This window comes from Gallibacter sp. Marseille-QA0791 (assembly GCF_965119705.1).
Lineage (GTDB): Bacteria > Bacillota > Clostridia > Peptostreptococcales > Anaerovoracaceae > Lentihominibacter > Lentihominibacter excrementipullorum.
In genome coordinates this window covers 511396-532262 of the sequence record NZ_CBCPMH010000001.1, presented here as the reverse complement: position 1 = coordinate 532262, position 20867 = coordinate 511396, and the positions used below count along the sequence as shown (strand labels likewise).

Sequence of the window (20867 nt, the reverse complement as noted above, 5' to 3'; positions counted from 1 at the left end):
GATGACGGTAAATATTTGCTGCGTTTTTGCTGAAAACGATATTTTTACAGAGCGCGACAGGCTTCTGATGAGATGCGTCTCGGAAAAGCGCAGAGAAAAGATCAAGCGCTATAGATACGACATAGACAGAAAGCTTTCGCTGTACGCGGAGCTTCTCTGCGCCGTGCAGCTGAGGCAACTGCGCGGCGATGCGGAGCTGCCGGTCGATATATGTCCGGGGAAATACGGAAAACCGCATTTTTCGCACGATTACGGACTGCACTTCAATTGGTCGCATACGAGAAAATGCGTGATATGCGCATCATCCTCCGAAGGGATGGTAGGGGCGGATGTGGAAAAAAACGATACCCCGCCTTTTGATGTTATGGAGCTGGCTTTCCATAAAGACGAAATCGCATACGTCGACGCTTCGGAGAGTGGTCAGCAGCGCTGCCGCCGCTTTTTTGAAGTATGGACGAGAAAAGAGGCATACGGCAAATATACAGGAGAAGGTCTGTCGGAAACGATGACGGGTGTAAATCTGCTTGACGACGATCGCGCAGAAAAGCTGCATACATGGGAGTATGGAGGATATATATTCTCAGTATGTCTGGCAGAAAGATATGAAAAGATCGATATCGAATACATGAATGAGACCGGGTTCACAGAACTCGGTCTCAGGATCGCGGAAAGCATAAAGTAAACGGGGGCGATGGCTGGAAAATCAGTACATTATTATGGCCCGCACGGGACAGACCGGCGCGCAGTAGCCGCAGGTGAGGCATACGTCGTGGTCAACCTGTGCCAGGCCTTTTTTGTTGCGGGAGATGGCCTTGTTGGGACACCTGTCGATACAGGCTCCGCAGCCTTCGCAGTCGCCCTGGTCGATGCGTATCTTCTTGTGGCTGACATCCGGCTGAAAATCGGCGGGCAGCGTTCCTTCGGCGAAGGCCACCAGGTTATCGACTTCTTCTTTCTTTCCTATGCCTACCATGATGGAATCCACGCCGTCGATGGAGTTGACGTAATCGAGGGCTTTCATGTAGCTCCCCGTAAGATTTCCGCCTCCGAAGGCCTTCATGGCGAAGATGCCCTTGCCGGCAGCGGCGCATTTTTCGATGGCGGTCTTCATCTCACCGGCCGTTCCGGGACCGTCGCCTTTCCTTATGCCCAGCCCGGCGAAGTTTATCAGCGGGAACACCACGTCGCATTCGGGAACGCCGGCCATCTTTTCCACCACATCCACGTGGTGGGTGGAGACGCCGATGGCCTTTATGACGCCTTTCTCCTTATAGTCCTGCAGGCACTGCCAGGCGCCGATGCGCATTTCCCAGTCGGGGTCCTGACGGACTTCGTGAAGGAGGAAGATATCGATGACCTCCAGTCTCATCTCGTAGAGGGCTTCCCTGATGGCGTACTCCATCGCGCTGTAGGTGAAATCGAGGCTCTTGGTACAGATGACGGGCCTGTCGGGGGCGTTGGCCGACATGTCCACAGTTTTGAGAGCTTGCCGGAGATATTTGTAGGTCTGGTAGTACTGGGCTGTGTCGAAGAAGTTTATGCCCTTTGAAATGGCGTATCTTATCAGCTCCGCGCCTTTACTGACAGAAAGGTCGAGCTGAGTGTTGCCTATCGTCAGCACGCCGAAGGCGACGGGCGTGACGTATATGTCCGTATTTCCAAGTCTGTTCTTTTTCATGTGTCGTTCCTCCTCAATCGTTCCTTCAGTTTCCGTATCGCGTTTTTTCATCGAATATCTCTTTTGCATGTGATAATCATATCATAAAAATAGACACTTTTCACCTGATTGTTGGTTGAAAGACGGCGCGGCAGGGAATATACTCGTTACATAAGGAGGAGACATCATGAATGCCATCGATATCAGGAACCTGACCAAGGATTACGGCTCGGGCAGGGGCGTCTTCGACGTTACCCTGAAAGTCGAGCCGGGAGAAGTATACGGGTATCTGGGGCCCAACGGGGCAGGGAAATCCACCACAATACGTCATCTGATGGGTTTTATGAGGCCTCAGTCGGGGCAGGTACTGGTGGAGGGCCGCGACTGCTGGAAAGAACGGCGAGTCATCCAGAAGAAGGTGGGATATCTTCCCGGCGAGATAGCATTCCCCGAGGACATGACCGGGAAGGCCTATCTCAGGCTGATAGGCAGGATGAGGAAGATGAAGGACTTTTCCCGGGCCAGGGAGCTGCTGGAAATGCTGGAGTTGGACCCGGACGCCAGCCTGAAACGAATGTCAAAGGGCATGAAGCAGAAGACGGCCATCGTCGCGGCTTTCATGGACGACCCGGACATCCTGCTGCTGGATGAACCCAGCAGCGGTCTCGACCCTCTCATGCAGAACCGCTTCATAGAGCTGGTGGAGCAGGAGAAGGCGCGGGGAAAGACCATACTGCTGTCATCTCACATCTTCGACGAGGTGGAGAAGACCTGCGACAGGATAGGAATGATAAAGAACGGAAGGCTCATCAGGCAGGTGACGGTAGACCAGCTTCGCCGCTCCCGCCTCAAGACCTACAGGATACAGCTTATGGACGTGGAAAGCGCGGAAAGGCTGAGAAAGGCTTTCCCCGGCGCGGAGGAAGAAGAGGGCGAGACGCCTCTGCGGCTGCTGGTATCCGTCGGCGACGATGAGATAAACGGACTGATAGCCGTGCTTGCGGGATGCAGAGTCGGTTCGCTGGAAGAGAAGAAGCATACTCTGGAAGAATACTTCATGAAGTTCTACGGAGGAGATGAGAGGGGAGGCAGCGAGAAATGATAAACATACCTTATTTCCTTCAGACGGTGAAATCAAACGTCAAGTTTCTGGCGGTCTTCACGCTGGTGCTGTGCGTCTTTCTGGCGGTGATGATAAACGTGTTCACCCCTGAGACCGTTACGGAGCTGCAGTACGCCACGGAAGGGACCATCGCCTCCAACATACTGACGGGAAACGGAACACTCATCGGCTTCATGGCCAACTCCTTCTACGCGCTGATGGCCATACTGTTTCCCATGGTGTATTCCATACTTGTAGGCAACAGGATGGTGGCGGAAAAGGTGGACAAGGGAAATATGGCCGGGTTTCTCTCGACGCCTGTGGCCAGGTGGCAGCTTACCGTCTCCGACGCCGTGTATTTCGTCCTTTCCCTGGTGGTGATGTGGGGAATATCATCGCTGGCGGGACTGGCGGCGGCTGAAGCCTTCCAGCCCGGTGCGCTGGACCGCGATGTTTTTCTGACGATGAATCTGGGGGTGTTTCTCTATCATCTGGCCATCAGCAGCATCTGCTTCTGTTCTTCCTGCATATTCAACAGCTCCAAAAACTCGCTGATATTCGGAGCCGGGATACCGCTGTACTTCTTCGTCATCAGCCTGTTCATCAAGCTGTCGGACAGCCTGGATTTTCTGAAATACGTGACCCTGAACACGCTGTTCGATACTCAGAAGATAATCGACGGCAGCGGTTACGAAGGGCAGTTTGCAGCCATGGCCGCGATTGCCGTCTGTCTGTACGCTCTGGGGATAGTGTGGTTTCAGCGAAAGGACCTGCCGCTGTGAGGGGCTGCTTAATTTCCCGGCGAAAAACGTTTACAAACCGTCGGCGAAATGGTATACTTATATACAGATTTCAGACAGGCGGATGTAGTTTAGTGGCAAAACCTCAGCTTCCCAAGCTGAAGTTGTGGGTTCGATTCCCATCATCCGCTCCAGAAATGACGTCGATTTGGAGACAAAGTGGCGCGAAGAAAACTCCCGGGTTATCGGGAGTTTTTTGATTCTGCGCCACATACATTCTGCCGGCCGGAACGAGCGTCGGCAGTTTTAAAATCTGAAAATGCCAGACATCCGACCGTCACTGCCAGGATATCGATGAAGGTACGGAGGATCAAATCGGGGATGTCGGCGTCAAAAACCAGCGGCATAAAGAAGTTGAAGAGGAGCAGATCCACTCCAAACAGCAGGCTGCCAAGGATGAACGCCTGCAAGATCCGGTTTCCGCTGCGGATATAACGAGCCAGCCATGCCATCACACAGGAGATGGCGACGCCTGTCAGCAGGCACCACAGTACCGTTTCCAGCAGCTTCTCATCAAAGGAAGAGTAAATGCCAAAGACGAGATATTGTATCATCCGCCCGGCAAAGAAGCTTCCCGTGACAGCCAGCACCGGAAGGATGGGAAAAGGCGGCTTTGCTTTATCTGCCTGTCGTGCAGGGTTCCCAAACAGCCATCCCAGCAGCAGCCCCATGACGATCAGCGCCAGGCTGTCGGCTACCGGGTAAGTGATCCGATCAATGCCCGCTACATGCGGCAGAGGCTCCAGGAGATAAACGATCCATACTACGCAGCAGGAAAGGCCGTATTTCAGCCCCTGCAAGATCCGATTCCCGCCCAAATCGCTGCGGATGAGCAGGAACAGCGAGGCGATCAGGGAGTAGGCGAAGATCCCATAGACAGTGAAGGCCAGCGGCATGGTGCCGTTTTGCGCGAAAACGCTGGGTCCCAGGACCGTCTGCTCGCCGGCCGGGATGGAAAGCTGACCTATAATGCGGACGATGGTGGTGGCAAGCCCGACCAGAAAGATTTTCAAGATATTTTTAACAGCTCCGTTCATATTGTTTCCCTCTGTTTTTCCCGTATTTCCTTAAGGATCGGCTCCAACGCGCTGAAATCTGTGAAATCCACCTGCTTGCCGTAGGTTTCTATGAGCGCCCGGTTCTCCGCCGTTTGCTTTTCAAACGGCGTCCTTCGCAGGGACTGGTATAACAGCTTCATCACTGTCCGGTGGCCGAAAGAGAGCTTTTGATAATTGATCCCGCCGCGAAGATGAAAAATCTTCGCCCGGTCGAGCAGCTCTGCCGGAAGCTGCCTTTGCAGAGAAGTGCGGATATTGTGCCGGTTTTCCGGCTCGTCAGGGTCAGCCAGCCCTACGGTAACGAGGATCAGCTTTTGTCCGCCCCGGAGGGAAAGGTTTCGCAGGGTTTTCGTCAGGCCCAGAACGCCGCCGGCATACAGACCGCCCAGATAGACAATGGTCTTCATGCCGGAAAGATCCGGCGCGTCTCTGTAGCCGACTGCGGGGATCCCGGTTTCTTCGGACAGCTTTTCCCCATACCGACGTGTACTTCCATACTGGCTGCCGTAAACGATAATGTGTTCCATGATCACTCTCCTGCTGCCTTCACAGGCTGGCTTCTCCTTTGTTAAAAAATAACGGTATTATTAATTATATGGCAGGCAGCAGGAAGCGGCTATCCGCTTTCGGTTAAATCCGTGTAAAATATGAGCTTATGGGTTGACCTTATAACCTCTGTCATCCCATCCTTATCCTGAAGGTCTTAGGCGCCAGTCTGTATATCAGCATCAACGACACGGCGCAGTAGGCGACACTGAATATAATAGTGGCGATGCCGAAGGAGAGGGTAGGCAAATGGACGTACATCATTGCGAAACAGATGCCGTAGGTCAGGTACTGCACCACTATATATGTGCTGTTCTTTACCTTGGTCTCCTGGGTATATGGCTGCAGCAGGTAATACATCACCAGATAATGGACCGAGAAGAACACGCTGATGGCGTTGACCGACACGAAGAGCACGGCGTAGTTGAGGGGGTTGTCGGTGCCTCCTGTAGTGTAAAGCAGCGCGGCCAGCCCCAGCCCCAGCAATGATGACGGCAGCAGGTTGAGAAGGATCAGTGTTTTGAGCCTCTCTCTGAACATACCCAGTATCACTTTAGGGGTCCGGTAGAACCTGTAAGTCAACATGCTGTGATCGCAATTCATGAACATAGCCTGAGTAATGGTGGTGCCCCTGTTCAGCAGATACATGATGAATACAAAGTAAGGAAGGTATGTGAGGGTTATCCGGTTGAGGATCGGGTTGAATTCCGGCCTGGCGATAGATACGGCGATGGCCAGGACAGCAGCTCCTGTGATGACGTAGGCCTGCTTTTTTACCGACTTGGTCAGCAATTTGCCGTGCCTTTTCACGAACAGTTGATGGAAATAAGCAAAACCCTGTTTGCTGCTGGTAAAGGATCCGTCGTATTCTATCTTCTTTGCGAAGCTTTCCTTCAGGGCCTCCGTACCGGTGGCCTTTTTTAAAGCGAACACGTTGTCAGTGGTCAGCAGCAGTCTGTAGAGCCTCCTGTAGTCGCTGAATCTGGAAATGGAAATCAGACCGGCGATGCCGAGGGCAAAGGAGACGGCCATGGCCGCAGTGAACACGGTCAGATTCATGGAAAGACCAAGGAACGGAGGTCCGTAGGCGATGATGAGCAGCACCCCGAGACCGATCCATGAGGCCTTTCCCAGCATGTTTTCACTGGTGGCGATGCCTTTAGCCCTGAATTTCCATATGTCGTAGGCGATGAAAGCCATCTTTACAGCTACTACGAAAAAGGGCATCAGTACGGATGTCCACAGAGGCACGCCGAGGAACCATCCCAGCATGATGGTGAGAGGCAGGAAGCCCACCACCACCTTTATCATGGAATAGCAGTAGTTTGATATGGCGAACTTCCTGGCGTCCATGCCCATTATCACAATGGCGTAATATTTATCCTTTGTCGGATTGAACATATATGTGTTGGTCAGGCCTCCGGCGACGGTCAGCGCTGTGAAAATGTGCAGGTATGTATCGGATGGTTCTGTATCATAGACGGCCAGCATCAGCATTATCATCAGCAGCATGTAAAGTATCTTGCCGATAAAGGTGCCGGCTATTTCCCACAAGACACTGATCACATTGGCGAAGGTCTTGAGTCCGCCGCTGCCGTAGAGAGAGGCAGGCAGCAGTTTACCGATGATCGGCAGGCATCTGATGGAGTAGATGATGGTATTTGTCCTGTAGGTGTTCTTTAGCCTGAAAGACGTGATGAATGTATCCAGCATGATCTATTCCTCCTTCAGCGCTTCGATTATCTTGTCCTTGAAATGACTGCTGTCCAGATCGCTCTTATCTATCCTTTCCAGGATGCCTCTGTTGAGTATGACGATATCGTCACACAGATCAAGTGCCAGTTCCATGATATGGGTGGAGAAAATGATGATGTGATCCTCCTTTATGGTCCTCAGCATCTGTTTCATCTCCTCGGCCACGACTACATCGAAAGAAGTCAACGGCTCGTCCAGCAGCAGGATAGCGGGACCGGCGATGATGTTGACTAACATCTGCATCTTGTTTTTCATACCGTGGGAGTAGTCCTTCATCAATTTATCCCGGTCTTCCTCTTCTATCTTCATGAAGTCGAAATATTCGTCTATAGTGCGCGGATCTTTTATCCTGTCCTGGTTTATTTCAATGAAAAACTTGAGAAACTCCCTTCCTGTAAGGAATTCGGGGACGTTGGGCGTGGAAAGTACATAACCGATGTCCTCCGCTTCAGGCTTTCTCTTTTCTCCGTCCGCGGTCTCGATGAGGAACTGGCCCTCATCTACGGGGATATCTTCGTTTATGCAGTTGAAAAAGGTAGTCTTCCCGGCTCCGTTCCTCCCCAGCAGTCCGTATATCTTTCCCTGCCGGAACTGGAAATCTATGCCCCTGAGGACTTCTTTTTTATCGAAGGCCTTTTTCAGGCCTTGTATCGTTAATTTCATCATTGGATATTGACCTTTCTTTATTTATTCGGCGGTTATATATCGCATTCGGAGTATACCATCAAAAGGCTGTATTTGCAATAGGGGGGGTATTAATGAGTGGTGTCGACAGGTGATTATCGCGAACCTGATAAATGGATAGCCTTCAGGATATCCAGGACTGTTTTGGACGTATAAAGGACAGGTGTTTTGCATCAGAGTGTTTATACCTCAAAAGGATTGACAATGAAGCCATAATAGTATAAAGTGAAAGAAGCGTCCGGTTTTAATGCAATAAAGCGATAACGAAGCGCATAAGCAGAGAGCCGGAAACGTACGTAGAGAGAAGATATGGAGGGTTACTAATGAAGAAGAAATTTTTATCTCTTATGATGATCATGGTCATGGCTTTCGGTGTGTTTGCACTGACTGGCTGCGGCGGTTCGGATGACTCGGCTGAAAGTGATACGCTGGTCGTAGGCCTGGATGATACTTTTGCGCCTATGGGCTTCAGAGATGAAGAAGGGAATCTGGTAGGTTTTGATATCGATCTGGCCAACGCTGTAGGAGAAGAGCTGGGAATGACTGTTGAATTCAAGCCGATCGATTGGAACGCTAAGGAGACTGAGCTGGAAGCAGGAACTATAGACTGCGTATGGAACGGAATGTCCATAACGCCTGAGAGACAGGAAAACATGGCGCTTTCCAACAAGTACCTCAACAACAAGATCGTGTTGATGACGCTGGCCGATTCTGATCTGGATGTGACAGACGCTTCACAGCTGGCTGACCTCGCCATAGGTACTCAGGTGGATTCCTCGGCGCTCCAGATGCTGGAAGCCAACGAGGCATATGATTCCTTTAAAGACAATATCAGCGAGTATGATACATATGACACTGCCATCATGGATCTGAGGGCCGGCAGAGTGGATGTCATCGCTGTGGACCAGGTGCTGGGAGAATATACTAACAACAACCTGGGAGGAGAGATGAAGGAATGCACATATTCACTGGGAGATGACTATTACGTTATCGGATTCGCCAAGGACAACACTGATCTGAGAGACAGTGTCAATGACGCTATCCAGGCTCTCATCGACGATGGTACAGCCGCTCAGATAAGCGAGGACTGGTTCGGAAGAAATATCGTAGTGTTCGAGCCTCTGGATGAATAGGACGGGACAAGCAGAACGTTTAATGATCAAAGTATGACCGGCCGGAGAGATCCGGCCGGAATTTTCGGGTAAGGCTATGAAACAAGCCTGTTGAAAACAGATTCGCAGTAAGGATATCGATATGGATAAGTTAATGGAGTTTTTGCCCTTCATGTTGGAGGGAGCGGTCGTCACTGTGGAGCTTTTCGTGCTGACGCTGGTCATATCCCTGCCGTTGGGACTTCCCATCGCGCTGGGCAGCAACAGCCGGATAAAGCCTCTCAGCTTTTTATGCAAGGTATATGTGTGGATATTCAGAGGAACGCCGCTGCTGTTGCAGCTGTTCTTCTTTTATTTCTTTTTCCCGCTGGTGCTGGATATACAGATGAACGCCTTTATCACGGTAGTATTCACATATGTCCTCAATTATGCGGCCTATTTCGCGGAGATATACAGAGGCGGGATCAACAGCATCGACAGAGGACAATATGAGGCAGCTCATGCTCTGGGCCTGTCCAGGCGTCAGACCATGGGAGACATCATCCTGCCTCAGACCATGAAGGCCATATTGCCGCCGGTGGTCAATGAGGCTATCACGTTGGTTAAGGATACAGCGCTGGCTTCATCCCTGCCTGTGATAGAGCTGATGAAAGCCACCAACAGCGCGGTCAACAGGATGACGGACATGACTCCGTTTTTCTTCGCTGCCATCATATATCTTATCATGACCTTCGTGCTGACCGTTATAGCCGGAAGACTGGAAAGACATTTTTCCAGATATGATGCTAAGGGGGAATGGTGATGAGCGGACAAGTAGTACTGGAAATGAAAGATATCGTCAAGGATTTTTCGGGGCTCAAAGCTGTGAACGGTGTGGATTTTTCCATATCGAAAGGTGAGACGGTGGCAATCATCGGGCCTTCAGGTTCCGGCAAGAGCACGTTGCTCCGGTGTATCAACGGACTCAACACCATTACGTCAGGTGAAATAGATCTCCATGGGGAAACAGGGATGGTGTTCCAGCATTTTAACCTTTTTCCTCACATGACGTGCATCGAGAATATCACCTATGCGCCTATCAAAGTGAAAAAGGAAAAGAAGGAAGACGCCTATCAGGAAGCTCGGAAACTTCTGAAGATGGTGGGCCTTGAAGACAAAGCCGACGTGTATCCGGCTCATCTGTCGGGAGGGCAGAAGCAGCGCATAGCCATTGCAAGAGCACTGGCTATGAAACCGGATCTGATGTTGTTTGACGAACCTACATCGGCGCTTGATCCGGAGATAACAGGCGAAGTCCTCAATGTCATGAAGCTGTTGGCCAAGGAGCACACCACCATGATAGTGGTGACTCATGAGATGGGATTTGCCAAGGAGGTAGCCGACAGGGTCATATTCATGGACGGCGGAGTCATCGTCGAGGAGGGGACGCCTCATCAGATATTCGATGAACCGAAAAACGAGCGTCTCATTTCATTCTTGGGATCCATGCTTCGGGCATAGTCAGCCTGTGGCGATTTTCGGACAGCAGGCTTTCAAAAATTCACTATTGACACGAGTTTTGTGGTATGATATAAACAATAGGATGCTATTTCGGATGTGGATTTTGGAGAGTGCTATGAGAGAATACCCTGAGAAGTTCATCAAGACAGAAGACGTTGATATCGCCGGCAGAGAGCGCCTGGGCTCCTTCGGTATTGATATTTCTCATTTTTCAAACTGTTATATTTTACCCGGTCTTACAGATGTACATGTACATTTGAGAGAGCCGGGTTTTTTATATAAGGAGACCATGAAGACCGGGACCTTGTCAGCCGCCGCGGGAGGGTTCACCGACATATTTTCCATGCCGAACCTGGATCCATGCCCTGATACTGTGGAAAACCTCGAGATCCAGCTGGCGGCCATAGAGCGGGATGCCTGTGTCAGGGTCTACCCTTATGGAGCCATCACAATGGGAGAGAGGGGTCAGGAGCTTTCCGATATGGAAAGGCTGGCCGATCATGTGATAGCCTTTACCGACGACGGCCGGGGCGTGGCGTCAGAGGAGATGATGAGAGAGGCCATGAAGAGGGCGAAAGCCCTGGGAAAGCTTATCGTGGCTCACTGTGAAGACGAGAACTTTCCAAAGGAAAGCTCCGAGAGTGAATGGAAGCAGCTTGAGCGGGATATCCGGCTGATCCGTGAGACAGGATGCAGCTATCATGTGTGCCATGTTTCCACCAGGGAGTCCATAGAGCTGGTCCGAAAGGCCAAGGAGGAAGGTCTGGATATAACCTGCGAAACGGCACCTCATTATCTGACCATTTCCAATGACCAGGTGGAGGACGACGGCAGGTTCAAGATGAATCCGCCGATAAAGGGGCCTGAAGACAGGGAAGTCCTTCTGGAAGCCATCGCCGACGGGACTATAGATATGATAGCGACGGACCATGCTCCCCACAGCAGGGATGAAAAGAGCAGAGGCTTTGCGGACAGTGCCTTTGGCATCGTGGGGATGGAGACAGCCTTTCCTGTGATGTACACGAAGCTGGTGGAGACGGGTATCATCACGGCTGACAGGCTCATCCAGCTGATGTGTGATGGACCGCGAAAAAGATTCGGGCTCCCCGGCACGTCCATCGCCAGCGAGCTTTCGTCCGCAGCGCCGACATTTGCCATATGGGATCTGGACAGCAGATACCGGATAGATCCCGAAGGATTCCAGTCTATGGGCAGGAGCTGTCCTTTCGAAGGCTGGACGGTAACGGGAAGGTGCCTCCTGACCGCAGTAGACGGCAAGGTGGTATGGAGATACTGATACATGAAGATATATGGAGAACGATATGAAGAGAGCTTATTTTGAGATAAAGGAAAATGACCGGCTGGCTGACAGGACTTACGAAATGAAGCTGACCTGTCCGGACAACAGCCATGGCGTCACCAGACCTGGACAGTTTATAAACATCAGGCTTGACGGTTTCTTTTTAAGACGGCCCATATCGGTCTGCGAATGGACGGAAACGGGGCTGACCATCATATATAAGACGGTGGGGGCGGGAACAGAAGCCATGAGTCAGATGCAGCAGGGAGAAAGACTGGATATACTGACGCCGCTTGGCAACGGTTTCGACGTGGATGCCGTGGAAACTGCGACGGCAGCGGCCTGCAAGAGACCTGTCCTCGTAGGAGGAGGCGCCGGTGTGCCTCCTATGTACGGGTTGTGCCGGGAGCTGCTGGCCCGGGGAGAAAGGCCGATGGTGATACTGGGATTCAACAGTGAAAACGAATGCTTTTATATAGATGAATTCAAAGAACTGGGGGCCGACGTGATGGTGACCACAGCAGATGGCAGTGTGGGCCGAAAGGGATTTGTGACGGACGCCCTGGCTGACGTCGATTGCGGATACATCTGCGCTTGTGGACCGGAAGGGATGCTGCGGGCTATAGATGAAACCGTTTCCGGAGAGGTGGGCGGACAGTTCAGTTTTGAAGAGAGAATGGGATGTGGCTTCGGAGCATGTATGGGATGCTCCTGCGAGACAAAGTACGGCAGCAAGCGTATCTGCAAGGAAGGACCGGTACTGGAGAGAGGTGAGATAATATGGTAAGTACAAAAGTGGATCTCTGCGGGATGACTCTCGATAACCCGGTGATGGCCGCCAGCGGCACCTTTGGATATGGGTACGAGTTCGCGGAGCTATTCGATATAAATATGCTGGGGACATTCTCCTTTAAAGGGACGACGCTGGAACCGAGATTCGGCAACCCGACGCCGAGAATAGCCGAATGCCGGGAAGGGATGATAAATTCTATTGGCTTGCAGAACCCGGGAGTCGAGCGGGTCATCGATGAAGAATTGCCGAAGCTGGCAAAATGTTTACATAAAAAAGTTATGGCAAACATAGGGGGCTTTTCAGTGGAGGAGTACGTGGAGGTGAGCCGGCGACTGGACAAATGTGATCAGGTCGGCTGGCTGGAGATAAACGTATCATGTCCCAATGTCCATGGCGGAGGGATAGCCTTCGGGACAGATGCCGATGCCGCCGCTCAGGTAGTCGCAGCGGTGAAGGAGCATGTCAGCAAACCGGTGATAGTAAAGCTTTCTCCCAATGTGACCGATATCGTCGCCATAGCGAAAGCCTGTGAAAAAGCTGGCGCTGACGGGATCTCCATGATAAATACCATGCTGGGCATGAGGATAGATCTGAAGAAGAGAAAGCCTGTAGTCGCCAACAAAATGGGCGGATTTTCGGGGCCGGCCGTATTTCCGGTGGCTCTGAGAATGGTGTATCAGGTCTACGAGGCCGTGAAGGTTCCTGTCATCGGCATCGGCGGCATATCCACAGCTGAGGATGTGATAGAGATGATGCTGGCTGGAGCCACAGCTGTCCAGATCGGAGCGATGAACCTGGTGGATCCGTACATTTGTAAGGAGATCGTGGAACAGCTGCCGGTAACGATGGAAAAGTATGGTATAGGAAGTCTTTCAGATATAATAGGAGGTGCGCACTGATGAGCAAGGATGTTATCATAGCATGCGATTTCAGCAGCAGCGAGGAGACGCTGGAGTTCCTGGAAAAGATGGGGGACAAGAGGCCATATGTGAAGATAGGTATGGAGCTCTATTATGCGGAAGGTCCCGCCATCGTCAAAATGCTCAAGCTGAGAGGCCATAAGGTGTTTCTGGATTTGAAGCTCCATGATATCCCTAATACGGTCAAGAAGGCTATGAAGGTGCTGGCTGGTCTTGGTGTGGACATGTGCAACGTTCATGCCGGAGGGACCGTGGATATGATGAAGGCCGCGCTGGAAGGACTGGCGGAAGGCAGCGCCGAAAAGGGTGGAGAGAGACCACTGTTGATAGCTGTCACCCAGTTGACGTCTACCACCGAAGAGCGGATGAGACGTGATCTGTTGATAGATGAGGATATGGAGAAAGTGGTAGCTCACTATGCGTTCAATGCGAAGGAGGCAGGCCTGGACGGAGTCGTATGTTCTCCGCTGGAATCGAAGGCGGTCCACGAGACCTGCGGATCCGGGTTCCTGACAGTGACACCGGGTGTTAGGTTCGCTGATGACGATAAGGGCGATCAGGCCAGAGTGACGACGCCTGCCAGGGCAAAGGAGCTGGGCTCCGATTATATAGTTGTGGGAAGAAGCATAACAGGAGCAGAAGATCCGCAAGCAGCTTACGAGCGTTGTGTCAGGGAATTTGTCGGCTGAAGGCGCGATAGACTGATATGATGAGTATTCAGAGAGGAAGGTAGCATATGAGAAAGGAAATAGCAAAAGGATTGCTGGAGATAGAAGCCGTTTTTCTTAGCCCGAAAAAGCCTTTTACATGGGCCAGTGGTATAAAGAGTCCTATATATTGTGACAACAGACTGATACTGACCGCGCCTGATATCAGAAATAAGGTGGAACAGGCTATCGCTGACACGGTAAAAGAGCATTACCCCGATGCGGAAGTACTGATGGGAACCAGCACTGCGGGAATTGCCCACGCAGCCATCGCCGCTCATATCATGGGGATCCCTATGGGATACGTCCGTTCAGGAGCCAAGGATCATGGCCGTGAGAACAGGATAGAAGGACGCCTGGAGAAAGGGCAGAAGGTGGTCGTGATAGAGGATCTTATCTCTACCGCCGGAAGCGTCATCGACGTGGTGGAAGCTCTCAGGGAAGCCGGCGCGCAGGTGCTGGGGATCGTCAGCATCTTCACCTACGGCATGAAGAAGGGGTTGGAAAGACTGGCGGCTGCCAACGTGAAAAACATCAGCCTGACGGATTTTGATACTGTGACAGAAGCTGCTGCAGAGACCGGATATATCGAAGAGTCAGACGTGGAGAAGCTGACGGCGTTCAGGAACGATCCACAGGACGAAAGCTGGATAGACAGATAGAAAACAGAACAGATAAGGCGGTTGGAAATTTGATCGAATATGGGAGGTAAGAATGAAACATCTAATCGACATTATGGAGCTGACTACAGAGGAGATCGATGAGATGATAACAGTGGCCAAGGACATCATCGCTCATCCTGACAGATATGCGGAGAAATGCAGGGGTAAAAAACTGGCGACCCTGTTCTTCGAGCCGTCAACAAGGACCAGACTCAGCTTCGAGGCGGCAATGTATGAGCTGGGGGGCAATGTATTAGGCTTTTCTGAAGCTCAGAGCTCGTCAGCGGCTAAAGGCGAAAGCGTTTCAGACACTATCAGGACGGTGGGAGCATATGCGGATATCATTGCCATGAGGCATCCTAAAGAAGGTGCTCCCATGGTGGCGTCGAGAAAATCCACAGTTCCTATCATAAATGCCGGGGACGGCGGCCACAATCATCCTACTCAGACACTGACCGATCTGCTGACAATAAGCAGGGAAAAAGGACGGTTCAGTGATCTGACCATCGGATTCTGCGGCGATCTGAAATTCGGCAGGACTGTCCATTCTCTCATAGGCGCTATGTCAAGATATGAAAGGGTGCGATTCATACTCATATCTCCGGATGAACTGAAGATCCCTGAATATCTCAAGCACGAGGTGTTGGAGAAGAACAGGCAGGAATACGTGGAGACGACGGATCTGGAGGACGCTATGCCACAGCTGGATATCCTTTACATGACAAGAGTCCAGAGAGAGCGTTTCTTCAACGAGCAGGACTATATAAGACTGAAGGACAGCTATATCCTGACGCCCGACAAGCTTGAAAACGCCAAGGAAGATCTGTCCATACTCCATCCGTTACCTCGTGTCAATGAAATATCGGTGGCTGTGGACGACGATCCGAGGGCTAAGTATTTCGAACAGGTTCTCAATGGCAAATTTATAAGGATGGCTCTCATCCTTAAGCTTCTGGAGGTGAAATAGAAGATGATAATAGGAAAGATACAGAACGGCATCGTACTTGATCATATAAAGGCCGGAGAGGGGATGCGTCTCTACGGTATCCTGGGACTGGATTCTCTGGATTGCCAGGTAGCTCTTATCAAGAACGCCGAAAGTCAGAAGATGGGCAGGAAGGATATAATCAAAATCGACAGACTCATCGATGTGAACCTGGATGCTATCGGTTATGTAGACCCTGGTATCACCGTCAACATCATCGAAAACGGCAAGCTGGCCAAAAGGAGCCATATCGACCCGCCTGATGAGATCGTAGACGTGATAAAGTGTAAAAATCCGAGATGCATCACCACCACCGAGCAGGAGCTTCCTCATGTGTTCAGGCTCACCGACAGAGAAAACAGGATATACAGATGTATCTACTGCGAGAGCAAGGCTAAATAGAGCCATTTTCGAATATATTTCATAAAATCGCGTAAAATAAAGGCTGTCACGAAAAAGCGGTCCTTCGGGATCGATATCGGACAGTCTTTTTTATGGGAGGTGTTTTATATGGGAAAGGCTTGCAATACGATACTGGGGATAGGCCTTGCGGGGGCCATCGTGGGGATGCATGTGTACATGTGTCTGGACAGCAAGAGCAGGCATAACGTGAAGGAAGAAGTGGCAGATGCTATCGATGATATAAAGAGAGCTGCCGAAAAACTGATGGCTTAACCTGCTGAGAAAAAATCTGCGTCTGATGTTTGCTCGCCGTAAGATCGGTTTCGGAGCAGGCCTCAGACGCATATCTGTTTTTTGACGCACAAAGAACCGACAGGCAGCTGTAAGGCGTCTATTTTGTTGTAATGACGAAGGTTTTCTGGTATAATAAATCAGTGCGGCTTTGCCGTGTCGCGCGAAATCGTGTGTAATTTTCAGGAGGATATGTACATCATGGAAAAACTTGGTTTGAACGATATAAGAGAACTGTTTCTCAGCTTTTATCAGTCAAAGGATCATTACAGGAGGCAGAGCTTTTCGCTTATTCCTGAAAAAGACAAGAGCCTGCTGTTGATAAATTCGGGAATGGCTCCGCTGAAGCCATATTTCGCTGGTCTGGAGACACCGCCGAGCAAGCGCATGACCACGTGTCAGAAGTGCATCAGGACGGGAGATATTGAGAACGTAGGTTATACGTCCAGACACGGTACTTTCTTTGAGATGCTGGGCAGTTTTTCCTTTGGTGATTATTTCAAAAAGGAATCCCTGACCTGGGGATGGGAATTCATAACGCAGGTCCTCAAGATGCCTACGGACAGGCTCTGGGCCACAGTATACGAAGATGATGACGAGGCTTATGGCATCTGGAAAGATATCATAGGGATCCCGGAGGAAAGGATCGTACGCCTCGGCAAGGATGATAATTTCTGGGAAATAGGAACAGGTCCGTGCGGCCCATGTTCCGAGATATATTTTGACCGGGGTGAACAGTATGGATGCGATGATCCTGACTGCAAGCCGGGCTGTGATTGCGACAGATACGTGGAATTCTGGAATCACGTGTTCACTCAGTTCAACAGAGATGAGGAGGGAAATTATACAGATCTGGCTCATCCAAATATCGACACAGGCATGGGGATAGAACGTCTGGCCTGCATCATGCAGGGGGTAGACTCCATCTTCGATATCGATACGATAAAGTACATACTGGACGGTGTAGTTGAAGTGTCTGGCGTGAAATATGAAAGCGGTGCGGCGCCTTCGGACGTTTCAATAAGGATAATAACCGATCATCTGCGGTCTATGACCTTCATGATAGGTGATACTATCCTGCCGGGCAACGAAGGAAGAGAATACGTGCTCAGACGTCTCATCAGACGTGCTGCGAGACATGGCAGGATGCTGGGGATCGAAGGGCCATTCCTTTCGGAGCTCTGCGACAGAGTCATCGACGCTTCGGGAGATGCTTATCCTGAATTGAAGACTCGCCGCGAAATGATAAAAAAGGTGGTTGCGGCCGAGGAGGAAAAATTTGCTTCTACCATAGATCAGGGTATGAAGATAATTGGTGAATACACGGCCGACCTTGAGAAATCCGGAGATAAGATCCTTGACGGTGAAAAAGCGTTCAAGCTCCACGATACGTACGGTTTTCCGATAGATCTTACAAAAGAGATCATGGAGGAGTCGGGGTATACCGTGGATCTGAATGGATTCGAAGCTGCCATGGAACGTCAGAAGAAACGTTCTCAGGTAGAACAGGAGATGGAGGGAGCAGGCTGGGACGAAGCCACTTCTGATATCTCGCTGGACGGTGAGACTGAGTTTACCGGATATGATACGATGGTGCAGGAAGGCGTCGTGATGGCCATCCTGAATGATGATGGCCCGGCTGACTTTTGCGGGGAAGGATCCGTCTGCAGGATCGTGTTGGACAAGACGTCCTTCTATGCTGAGAGCGGCGGCCAGATATATGATACGGGTGTGATGGAAAATGATGGCTTTTCCGCTGATGTAACTGAAGTGACCAAGAACCACAATGTCTTCATCCATAAGGTGAAGGTAACAAAGGGGACTGTGAAAAAGGGAGATACGGTGATATGCAAGCCTGACGTACCGTTGAGGAATATGACGGCGGCAAATCATACGGCTACACATCTGCTTCATCAGGCTCTCAAGGATGTACTGGGAGATCATGTAAAGCAGGCGGGATCGGCAGTAACCAGCGATGGTCTGAGGTTTGACTTCAATCACTTCCAGGCCATGACTGGAGAAGAAATAGCAGAGGTGGAAGCTATCGTCAACGATAAGATCAGTCGGTTCATCGATGTGACGACCAAAGTGATGGCTATAGATGACGCCATGAAGGAAGGCGCTACAGCACTTTTCGATGAAAAATACGGTGATATGGTGAGGATAGTTTCCATCGGTGATTATAGCAAGGAATTCTGCGGCGGCACTCATGTAAAGAACATCGGACAGATAGGACTGTTTAAAATACTCAGTGAATCAGGGATCGCATCAGGCGTCAGAAGGATAGAAGCCATAACCGGGCAGGGCGTGCTGAGGAAGCTCAACGATGACGAAGATGTTATAAACAGAACTGCAGGTGTCCTGAAGACCAATAAGGACAATATGATAGACAGAGCCGCATCTATCTCAGAAGAGGTGAAAAACCTCAAGAAGGAGATAGAAGAATTGAAAAAAGCGGAGATGAGCAAATCACTCGGGAGCATCATGGATGAAGCAAAGGAGATAAACGGAATCAAGCTGATAACCAAGCAGTTTGACGATTTCAACATCAACGATCTCCGAGCTTTATCGGATGAGATAAAAAGCGGAAACAGCGGTGTTGCCATGGTATTGGCGGCAGTCTCCGGCGGAAAAGTGACGTTCCTGGTTTCTCTGACTGACGATGTAGTCGAAAAGGGATATCATGCCGGTAAGATGATAAAGGAAATCGCTGCGGCAGCCGGCGGTGGCGGCGGCGGCAAAGCTGATATGGCTCAAGCCGGAGCAAAAGACCCTGGCAAGATAGCTGATGCATTTGCCAAGGCGGAGACATTGCTGTAAAATGCATGTGATATTTTCGTGTAATTATACTTTTGCCCTTGTAATAACAAGGTGTGAAGTGTTATAATTCCAATATATATATGAACGGAGGTTATATGATGGATAGGCAAACCAGAATGTATGATAATTTCGACAAAGTTGAACAGCGAACGATTGAAGAAATTTTAAATATAGTATATGACGCGCTGGAGGAGAGAGGCTATAATGCTATAGACCAGATGGTGGGATACATTTTATCGGGAGACCCTTCCTATATTACCAGCCATAACAACGCAAGGAACATCATGGGAAGAATCGAAAGAGATGATCTTGTAGAAGAACTCATCAGAGCATACCTCCACAGATAGCGAAGGATACGACCGGCGGGCAGCAATGTCCGCCTTTTTTATGATATAAGGATGGAGCAGAGAACATGAAGAAACTGGCATTAGACGTAGGAGATAAGACAATAGGCGTTGCCGTAAGCGATGCCCTCAACATTACCGCTCAGGGAGTAACTACCATAGAGAGGGTAGGGATACGAAAGGATTCCGGCAAGGTGATGGATTATATAAAGGAATTGGAATGCGATACCGTAGTCATCGGCCTCCCTAAAAAACTCGATGGAAGCGACAGTCCACAGACCGAAAAAGTATATGAATTCAAAAGGATGCTGGAAAACAAGATGCGCAGCAGCGGCATGGCTGATATCAAGATAGAATATTACGATGAGCGTCTGACGACAGTGATGGCGGAGAAAGTCCTCATAGAAGCTGACGTACGCAGAGGTAAGAGGAAAAAAGTGATAGACAAACAGGCAGCCGTTATAATATTACAGGGATATCTGGATTCATTGTTGAAAGACAAGCATTAGGAGAGGGGCTCTGGAGATCATGCTGGATTATAGGGACATAGAAAGTGATATATTATTAGGGTGATGATTTGATCTTTATAACTATTCCTATAATCATAATTATGGGAATAGTTAGTGCTGATTCCCAGACCTGATTCATCGATACATCCCGATTCATGGATAAATTGTGTTGTCCGGCTTGCCGCTCTTGTTATTGATGCGCGTTATTGATGCGCGCGGCTCTTCAACCAGCTGCGCTTTTAGACCGGCATCGTTGCGGTTCACTGCATCTGTCCATTTGATTACTTCTGCTTTTCCCTTTCTTTCGCCGTTGATGTCATTCGCTGCGGAGGCTGATTTTTCGAGGCTCTATTTTTCGATTTAAGCGATTTTTTCAGACGCCTTCGACTCTTATATCATCTGTTTAATGCCGGATCTTACCGTTATCTCCTTTCTGCCGATAAATCCCGGTTCAAATGCCTTGAATGGCTCTAAAGATCTTCAGGCACGGATATGGTCATCCCGGGAACCAGGTCAGATGCTTCGATATCGTTGACAGCACATATCTCGTATATGGCTCTTCGTGTATCGGTATCATCCGATTTATATGTATTGGCAATATCCCACAGCGTATCACCGTGACAGATTTCGACCTGAGTATATTCAGGCTGTGTTATAGCGCGTGAAACGCTCAGTCCGGAAACTGCTCCGAAAACTGCTGTAATAAGACCTGTCATTATGATTATAGATGCTATGAATCTGAACTTCGACGTTATCCTGTACTTTTTCTTCCTTCCGCAGCTTGCTGTATTTGTATATGTCATGTGTTACACCTCTCTTTCCTACCCTGTCAAACATTTGTTCGCTTCGATGAGAATAGTATAACAGAATACATGTTCGCTGTCAATGTATAAATAAACATTTGTTCGTAAAGTGTGCAG

At 50.1% G+C, this 20867-nt stretch carries 23 protein-coding genes and 1 tRNA gene; 18 read left to right on the top strand and 6 right to left on the bottom strand.

What is annotated here, in order from left to right; all coding sequences use genetic code 11:
• Position 1: 1 nt before the first annotated feature.
• Positions 2 to 682, top strand: a complete 681-nt coding sequence (locus tag ACQY69_RS02550) for a 4'-phosphopantetheinyl transferase family protein (RefSeq protein ID WP_428258365.1) — start codon at positions 2 to 4, stop codon at positions 680 to 682.
• Between the two features lie 21 nt (positions 683 to 703).
• Here ACQY69_RS02550 and ACQY69_RS02545 read toward each other — a convergent pair whose 3' ends face one another.
• Positions 704 to 1678 carry an aldo/keto reductase gene (locus ACQY69_RS02545; protein ID WP_428258363.1) on the bottom strand — a complete coding sequence of 325 codons (975 nt, stop codon included), beginning with the start codon at positions 1676 to 1678 and terminating at the stop codon, positions 704 to 706.
• 166 nt (positions 1679 to 1844) lie between these two features.
• On the opposite strand from ACQY69_RS02545, the gene ACQY69_RS02540 reads away from it, so the two are divergent.
• The 3 genes from ACQY69_RS02540 (at position 1845) to ACQY69_RS02530 (ending at position 3693) form a co-directional block, all read left to right on the top strand.
• Positions 1845 to 2759 (top strand): ABC transporter ATP-binding protein, encoded by a 915-nt coding sequence (locus ACQY69_RS02540; RefSeq protein ID WP_428258362.1) that lies wholly within the window; start codon positions 1845 to 1847, stop codon positions 2757 to 2759.
• Positions 2756 to 3541 (top strand): ABC transporter permease subunit, encoded by a 786-nt coding sequence (locus ACQY69_RS02535; RefSeq protein ID WP_428258361.1) that lies wholly within the window; start codon positions 2756 to 2758, stop codon positions 3539 to 3541. The genes ACQY69_RS02540 and ACQY69_RS02535 overlap by 4 nt, the downstream gene beginning before the upstream one ends.
• Positions 3542 to 3619: 78 nt before the next feature.
• Positions 3620 to 3693, top strand: a tRNA-Gly gene (locus ACQY69_RS02530).
• 48 nt (positions 3694 to 3741) lie between these two features.
• Here ACQY69_RS02530 and ACQY69_RS02525 read toward each other — a convergent pair.
• The 4 genes from ACQY69_RS02525 to ACQY69_RS02510 all read right to left on the bottom strand — a co-directional run bounded on the left by ACQY69_RS02525 (position 3742) and on the right by ACQY69_RS02510 (position 7581).
• Complete coding sequence (locus ACQY69_RS02525; RefSeq protein ID WP_428258359.1) at positions 3742 to 4596, bottom strand: hypothetical protein; 855 nt, start codon at positions 4594 to 4596, stop codon at positions 3742 to 3744.
• On the bottom strand, positions 4593 to 5144 hold the full coding sequence (locus ACQY69_RS02520; protein WP_428258357.1) for a flavodoxin domain-containing protein: 552 nt from the start codon (positions 5142 to 5144) through the stop codon (positions 4593 to 4595). The genes ACQY69_RS02525 and ACQY69_RS02520 overlap by 4 nt, the downstream gene beginning before the upstream one ends.
• Before the next feature lie 151 nt (positions 5145 to 5295).
• A complete protein-coding gene (locus tag ACQY69_RS02515; RefSeq protein ID WP_428258355.1) occupies positions 5296 to 6876 on the bottom strand; it encodes a hypothetical protein in 1581 nt (526 codons plus the stop codon).
• A 3-nt stretch (positions 6877 to 6879) separates the two neighbouring features.
• Entirely contained in the window at positions 6880 to 7581 is a 702-nt protein-coding gene (locus tag ACQY69_RS02510) for an ATP-binding cassette domain-containing protein (RefSeq protein WP_428260999.1), read from the bottom strand.
• A 344-nt stretch (positions 7582 to 7925) separates the two neighbouring features.
• On the opposite strand from ACQY69_RS02510, the gene ACQY69_RS02505 reads away from it, so the two are divergent.
• From ACQY69_RS02505 to ruvX, 14 genes are all read left to right on the top strand, one after another.
• A complete protein-coding gene (locus ACQY69_RS02505) occupies positions 7926 to 8735 on the top strand; it encodes an amino acid ABC transporter substrate-binding protein (RefSeq protein WP_428258353.1) in 810 nt (269 codons plus the stop codon).
• Between the two features lie 121 nt (positions 8736 to 8856).
• The gene (locus ACQY69_RS02500; protein WP_428258351.1) at positions 8857 to 9516 is read left to right on the top strand and encodes an amino acid ABC transporter permease; all 660 of its coding nucleotides are present in this window, start codon (positions 8857 to 8859) and stop codon (positions 9514 to 9516) included.
• The gene (locus ACQY69_RS02495) at positions 9510 to 10214 is read left to right on the top strand and encodes an amino acid ABC transporter ATP-binding protein (RefSeq protein ID WP_428258350.1); all 705 of its coding nucleotides are present in this window, start codon (positions 9510 to 9512) and stop codon (positions 10212 to 10214) included. Before ACQY69_RS02500 ends, ACQY69_RS02495 begins: the two co-directional genes overlap by 7 nt.
• Before the next feature lie 94 nt (positions 10215 to 10308).
• Positions 10309 to 11511, top strand: coding sequence for a dihydroorotase (locus ACQY69_RS02490; RefSeq protein ID WP_428258348.1), 1203 nt, complete (start codon positions 10309 to 10311; stop codon positions 11509 to 11511).
• 25 nt (positions 11512 to 11536) lie between these two features.
• The gene (locus tag ACQY69_RS02485; RefSeq protein ID WP_428258346.1) at positions 11537 to 12301 is read left to right on the top strand and encodes a dihydroorotate dehydrogenase electron transfer subunit; all 765 of its coding nucleotides are present in this window, start codon (positions 11537 to 11539) and stop codon (positions 12299 to 12301) included.
• Complete coding sequence (locus ACQY69_RS02480) at positions 12295 to 13206, top strand: dihydroorotate dehydrogenase (RefSeq protein ID WP_428258344.1); 912 nt, start codon at positions 12295 to 12297, stop codon at positions 13204 to 13206. The genes ACQY69_RS02485 and ACQY69_RS02480 overlap by 7 nt, the downstream gene beginning before the upstream one ends.
• On the top strand, positions 13206 to 13916 hold the full coding sequence (gene pyrF / locus ACQY69_RS02475; RefSeq protein WP_428258342.1) for an orotidine-5'-phosphate decarboxylase: 711 nt from the start codon (positions 13206 to 13208) through the stop codon (positions 13914 to 13916). The genes ACQY69_RS02480 and pyrF overlap by 1 nt, the downstream gene beginning before the upstream one ends.
• Before the next feature lie 47 nt (positions 13917 to 13963).
• The gene (pyrE, locus tag ACQY69_RS02470; RefSeq protein ID WP_428258341.1) at positions 13964 to 14596 is read left to right on the top strand and encodes an orotate phosphoribosyltransferase; all 633 of its coding nucleotides are present in this window, start codon (positions 13964 to 13966) and stop codon (positions 14594 to 14596) included.
• 52 nt (positions 14597 to 14648) lie between these two features.
• Entirely contained in the window at positions 14649 to 15563 is a 915-nt protein-coding gene (gene pyrB / locus ACQY69_RS02465; protein WP_428258339.1) for an aspartate carbamoyltransferase, read from the top strand.
• Between the two features lie 3 nt (positions 15564 to 15566).
• Entirely contained in the window at positions 15567 to 15983 is a 417-nt protein-coding gene (locus tag ACQY69_RS02460) for an aspartate carbamoyltransferase regulatory subunit (protein WP_428258337.1), read from the top strand.
• Positions 15984 to 16091: 108 nt separating this feature from the next.
• Positions 16092 to 16256 (top strand): hypothetical protein, encoded by a 165-nt coding sequence (locus tag ACQY69_RS02455; RefSeq protein WP_428258335.1) that lies wholly within the window; start codon positions 16092 to 16094, stop codon positions 16254 to 16256.
• A gap of 219 nt (positions 16257 to 16475) precedes the next feature.
• Complete coding sequence (gene alaS / locus ACQY69_RS02450) at positions 16476 to 19094, top strand: alanine--tRNA ligase (RefSeq protein ID WP_428258334.1); 2619 nt, start codon at positions 16476 to 16478, stop codon at positions 19092 to 19094.
• 98 nt (positions 19095 to 19192) lie between these two features.
• A complete protein-coding gene (locus ACQY69_RS02445) occupies positions 19193 to 19441 on the top strand; it encodes an IreB family regulatory phosphoprotein (protein ID WP_428258332.1) in 249 nt (82 codons plus the stop codon).
• A gap of 65 nt (positions 19442 to 19506) precedes the next feature.
• Positions 19507 to 19947, top strand: a complete 441-nt coding sequence (ruvX, locus tag ACQY69_RS02440; RefSeq protein ID WP_428258330.1) for a Holliday junction resolvase RuvX — start codon at positions 19507 to 19509, stop codon at positions 19945 to 19947.
• Positions 19948 to 20417: 470 nt separating this feature from the next.
• Here ruvX and ACQY69_RS02435 read toward each other — a convergent pair whose 3' ends face one another.
• Positions 20418 to 20750: a LysM peptidoglycan-binding domain-containing protein gene (locus ACQY69_RS02435; RefSeq protein WP_428258329.1), complete on the bottom strand. Its 333-nt coding sequence runs from the start codon at positions 20748 to 20750 to the stop codon at positions 20418 to 20420.
• Between the last annotated feature and the right edge of the window lie 117 nt (positions 20751 to 20867).

Coding starts and splice junctions, on each gene's coding strand:
- ACQY69_RS02550 (WP_428258365.1), top strand. CDS start 2: ATGACGGTAAATATTTGCTGCGTTTTTGCTGAAAACGATATTTTTACA.
- ACQY69_RS02545 (WP_428258363.1), bottom strand. CDS start 1,678: ATGAAAAAGAACAGACTTGGAAATACGGACATATACGTCACGCCCGTC.
- ACQY69_RS02540 (WP_428258362.1), top strand. CDS start 1,845: ATGAATGCCATCGATATCAGGAACCTGACCAAGGATTACGGCTCGGGC.
- ACQY69_RS02535 (WP_428258361.1), top strand. CDS start 2,756: ATGATAAACATACCTTATTTCCTTCAGACGGTGAAATCAAACGTCAAG.
- ACQY69_RS02525 (WP_428258359.1), bottom strand. CDS start 4,596: ATGAACGGAGCTGTTAAAAATATCTTGAAAATCTTTCTGGTCGGGCTT.
- ACQY69_RS02520 (WP_428258357.1), bottom strand. CDS start 5,144: ATGGAACACATTATCGTTTACGGCAGCCAGTATGGAAGTACACGTCGG.
- ACQY69_RS02515 (WP_428258355.1), bottom strand. CDS start 6,876: ATGCTGGATACATTCATCACGTCTTTCAGGCTAAAGAACACCTACAGG.
- ACQY69_RS02510 (WP_428260999.1), bottom strand. CDS start 7,581: ATGAAATTAACGATACAAGGCCTGAAAAAGGCCTTCGATAAAAAAGAA.
- ACQY69_RS02505 (WP_428258353.1), top strand. CDS start 7,926: ATGAAGAAGAAATTTTTATCTCTTATGATGATCATGGTCATGGCTTTC.
- ACQY69_RS02500 (WP_428258351.1), top strand. CDS start 8,857: ATGGATAAGTTAATGGAGTTTTTGCCCTTCATGTTGGAGGGAGCGGTC.
- ACQY69_RS02495 (WP_428258350.1), top strand. CDS start 9,510: ATGGTGATGAGCGGACAAGTAGTACTGGAAATGAAAGATATCGTCAAG.
- ACQY69_RS02490 (WP_428258348.1), top strand. CDS start 10,309: ATGTGGATTTTGGAGAGTGCTATGAGAGAATACCCTGAGAAGTTCATC.
- ACQY69_RS02485 (WP_428258346.1), top strand. CDS start 11,537: ATGAAGAGAGCTTATTTTGAGATAAAGGAAAATGACCGGCTGGCTGAC.
- ACQY69_RS02480 (WP_428258344.1), top strand. CDS start 12,295: ATGGTAAGTACAAAAGTGGATCTCTGCGGGATGACTCTCGATAACCCG.
- pyrF (WP_428258342.1), top strand. CDS start 13,206: ATGAGCAAGGATGTTATCATAGCATGCGATTTCAGCAGCAGCGAGGAG.
- pyrE (WP_428258341.1), top strand. CDS start 13,964: ATGAGAAAGGAAATAGCAAAAGGATTGCTGGAGATAGAAGCCGTTTTT.
- pyrB (WP_428258339.1), top strand. CDS start 14,649: ATGAAACATCTAATCGACATTATGGAGCTGACTACAGAGGAGATCGAT.
- ACQY69_RS02460 (WP_428258337.1), top strand. CDS start 15,567: ATGATAATAGGAAAGATACAGAACGGCATCGTACTTGATCATATAAAG.
- ACQY69_RS02455 (WP_428258335.1), top strand. CDS start 16,092: ATGGGAAAGGCTTGCAATACGATACTGGGGATAGGCCTTGCGGGGGCC.
- alaS (WP_428258334.1), top strand. CDS start 16,476: ATGGAAAAACTTGGTTTGAACGATATAAGAGAACTGTTTCTCAGCTTT.
- ACQY69_RS02445 (WP_428258332.1), top strand. CDS start 19,193: ATGGATAGGCAAACCAGAATGTATGATAATTTCGACAAAGTTGAACAG.
- ruvX (WP_428258330.1), top strand. CDS start 19,507: ATGAAGAAACTGGCATTAGACGTAGGAGATAAGACAATAGGCGTTGCC.
- ACQY69_RS02435 (WP_428258329.1), bottom strand. CDS start 20,750: ATGACATATACAAATACAGCAAGCTGCGGAAGGAAGAAAAAGTACAGG.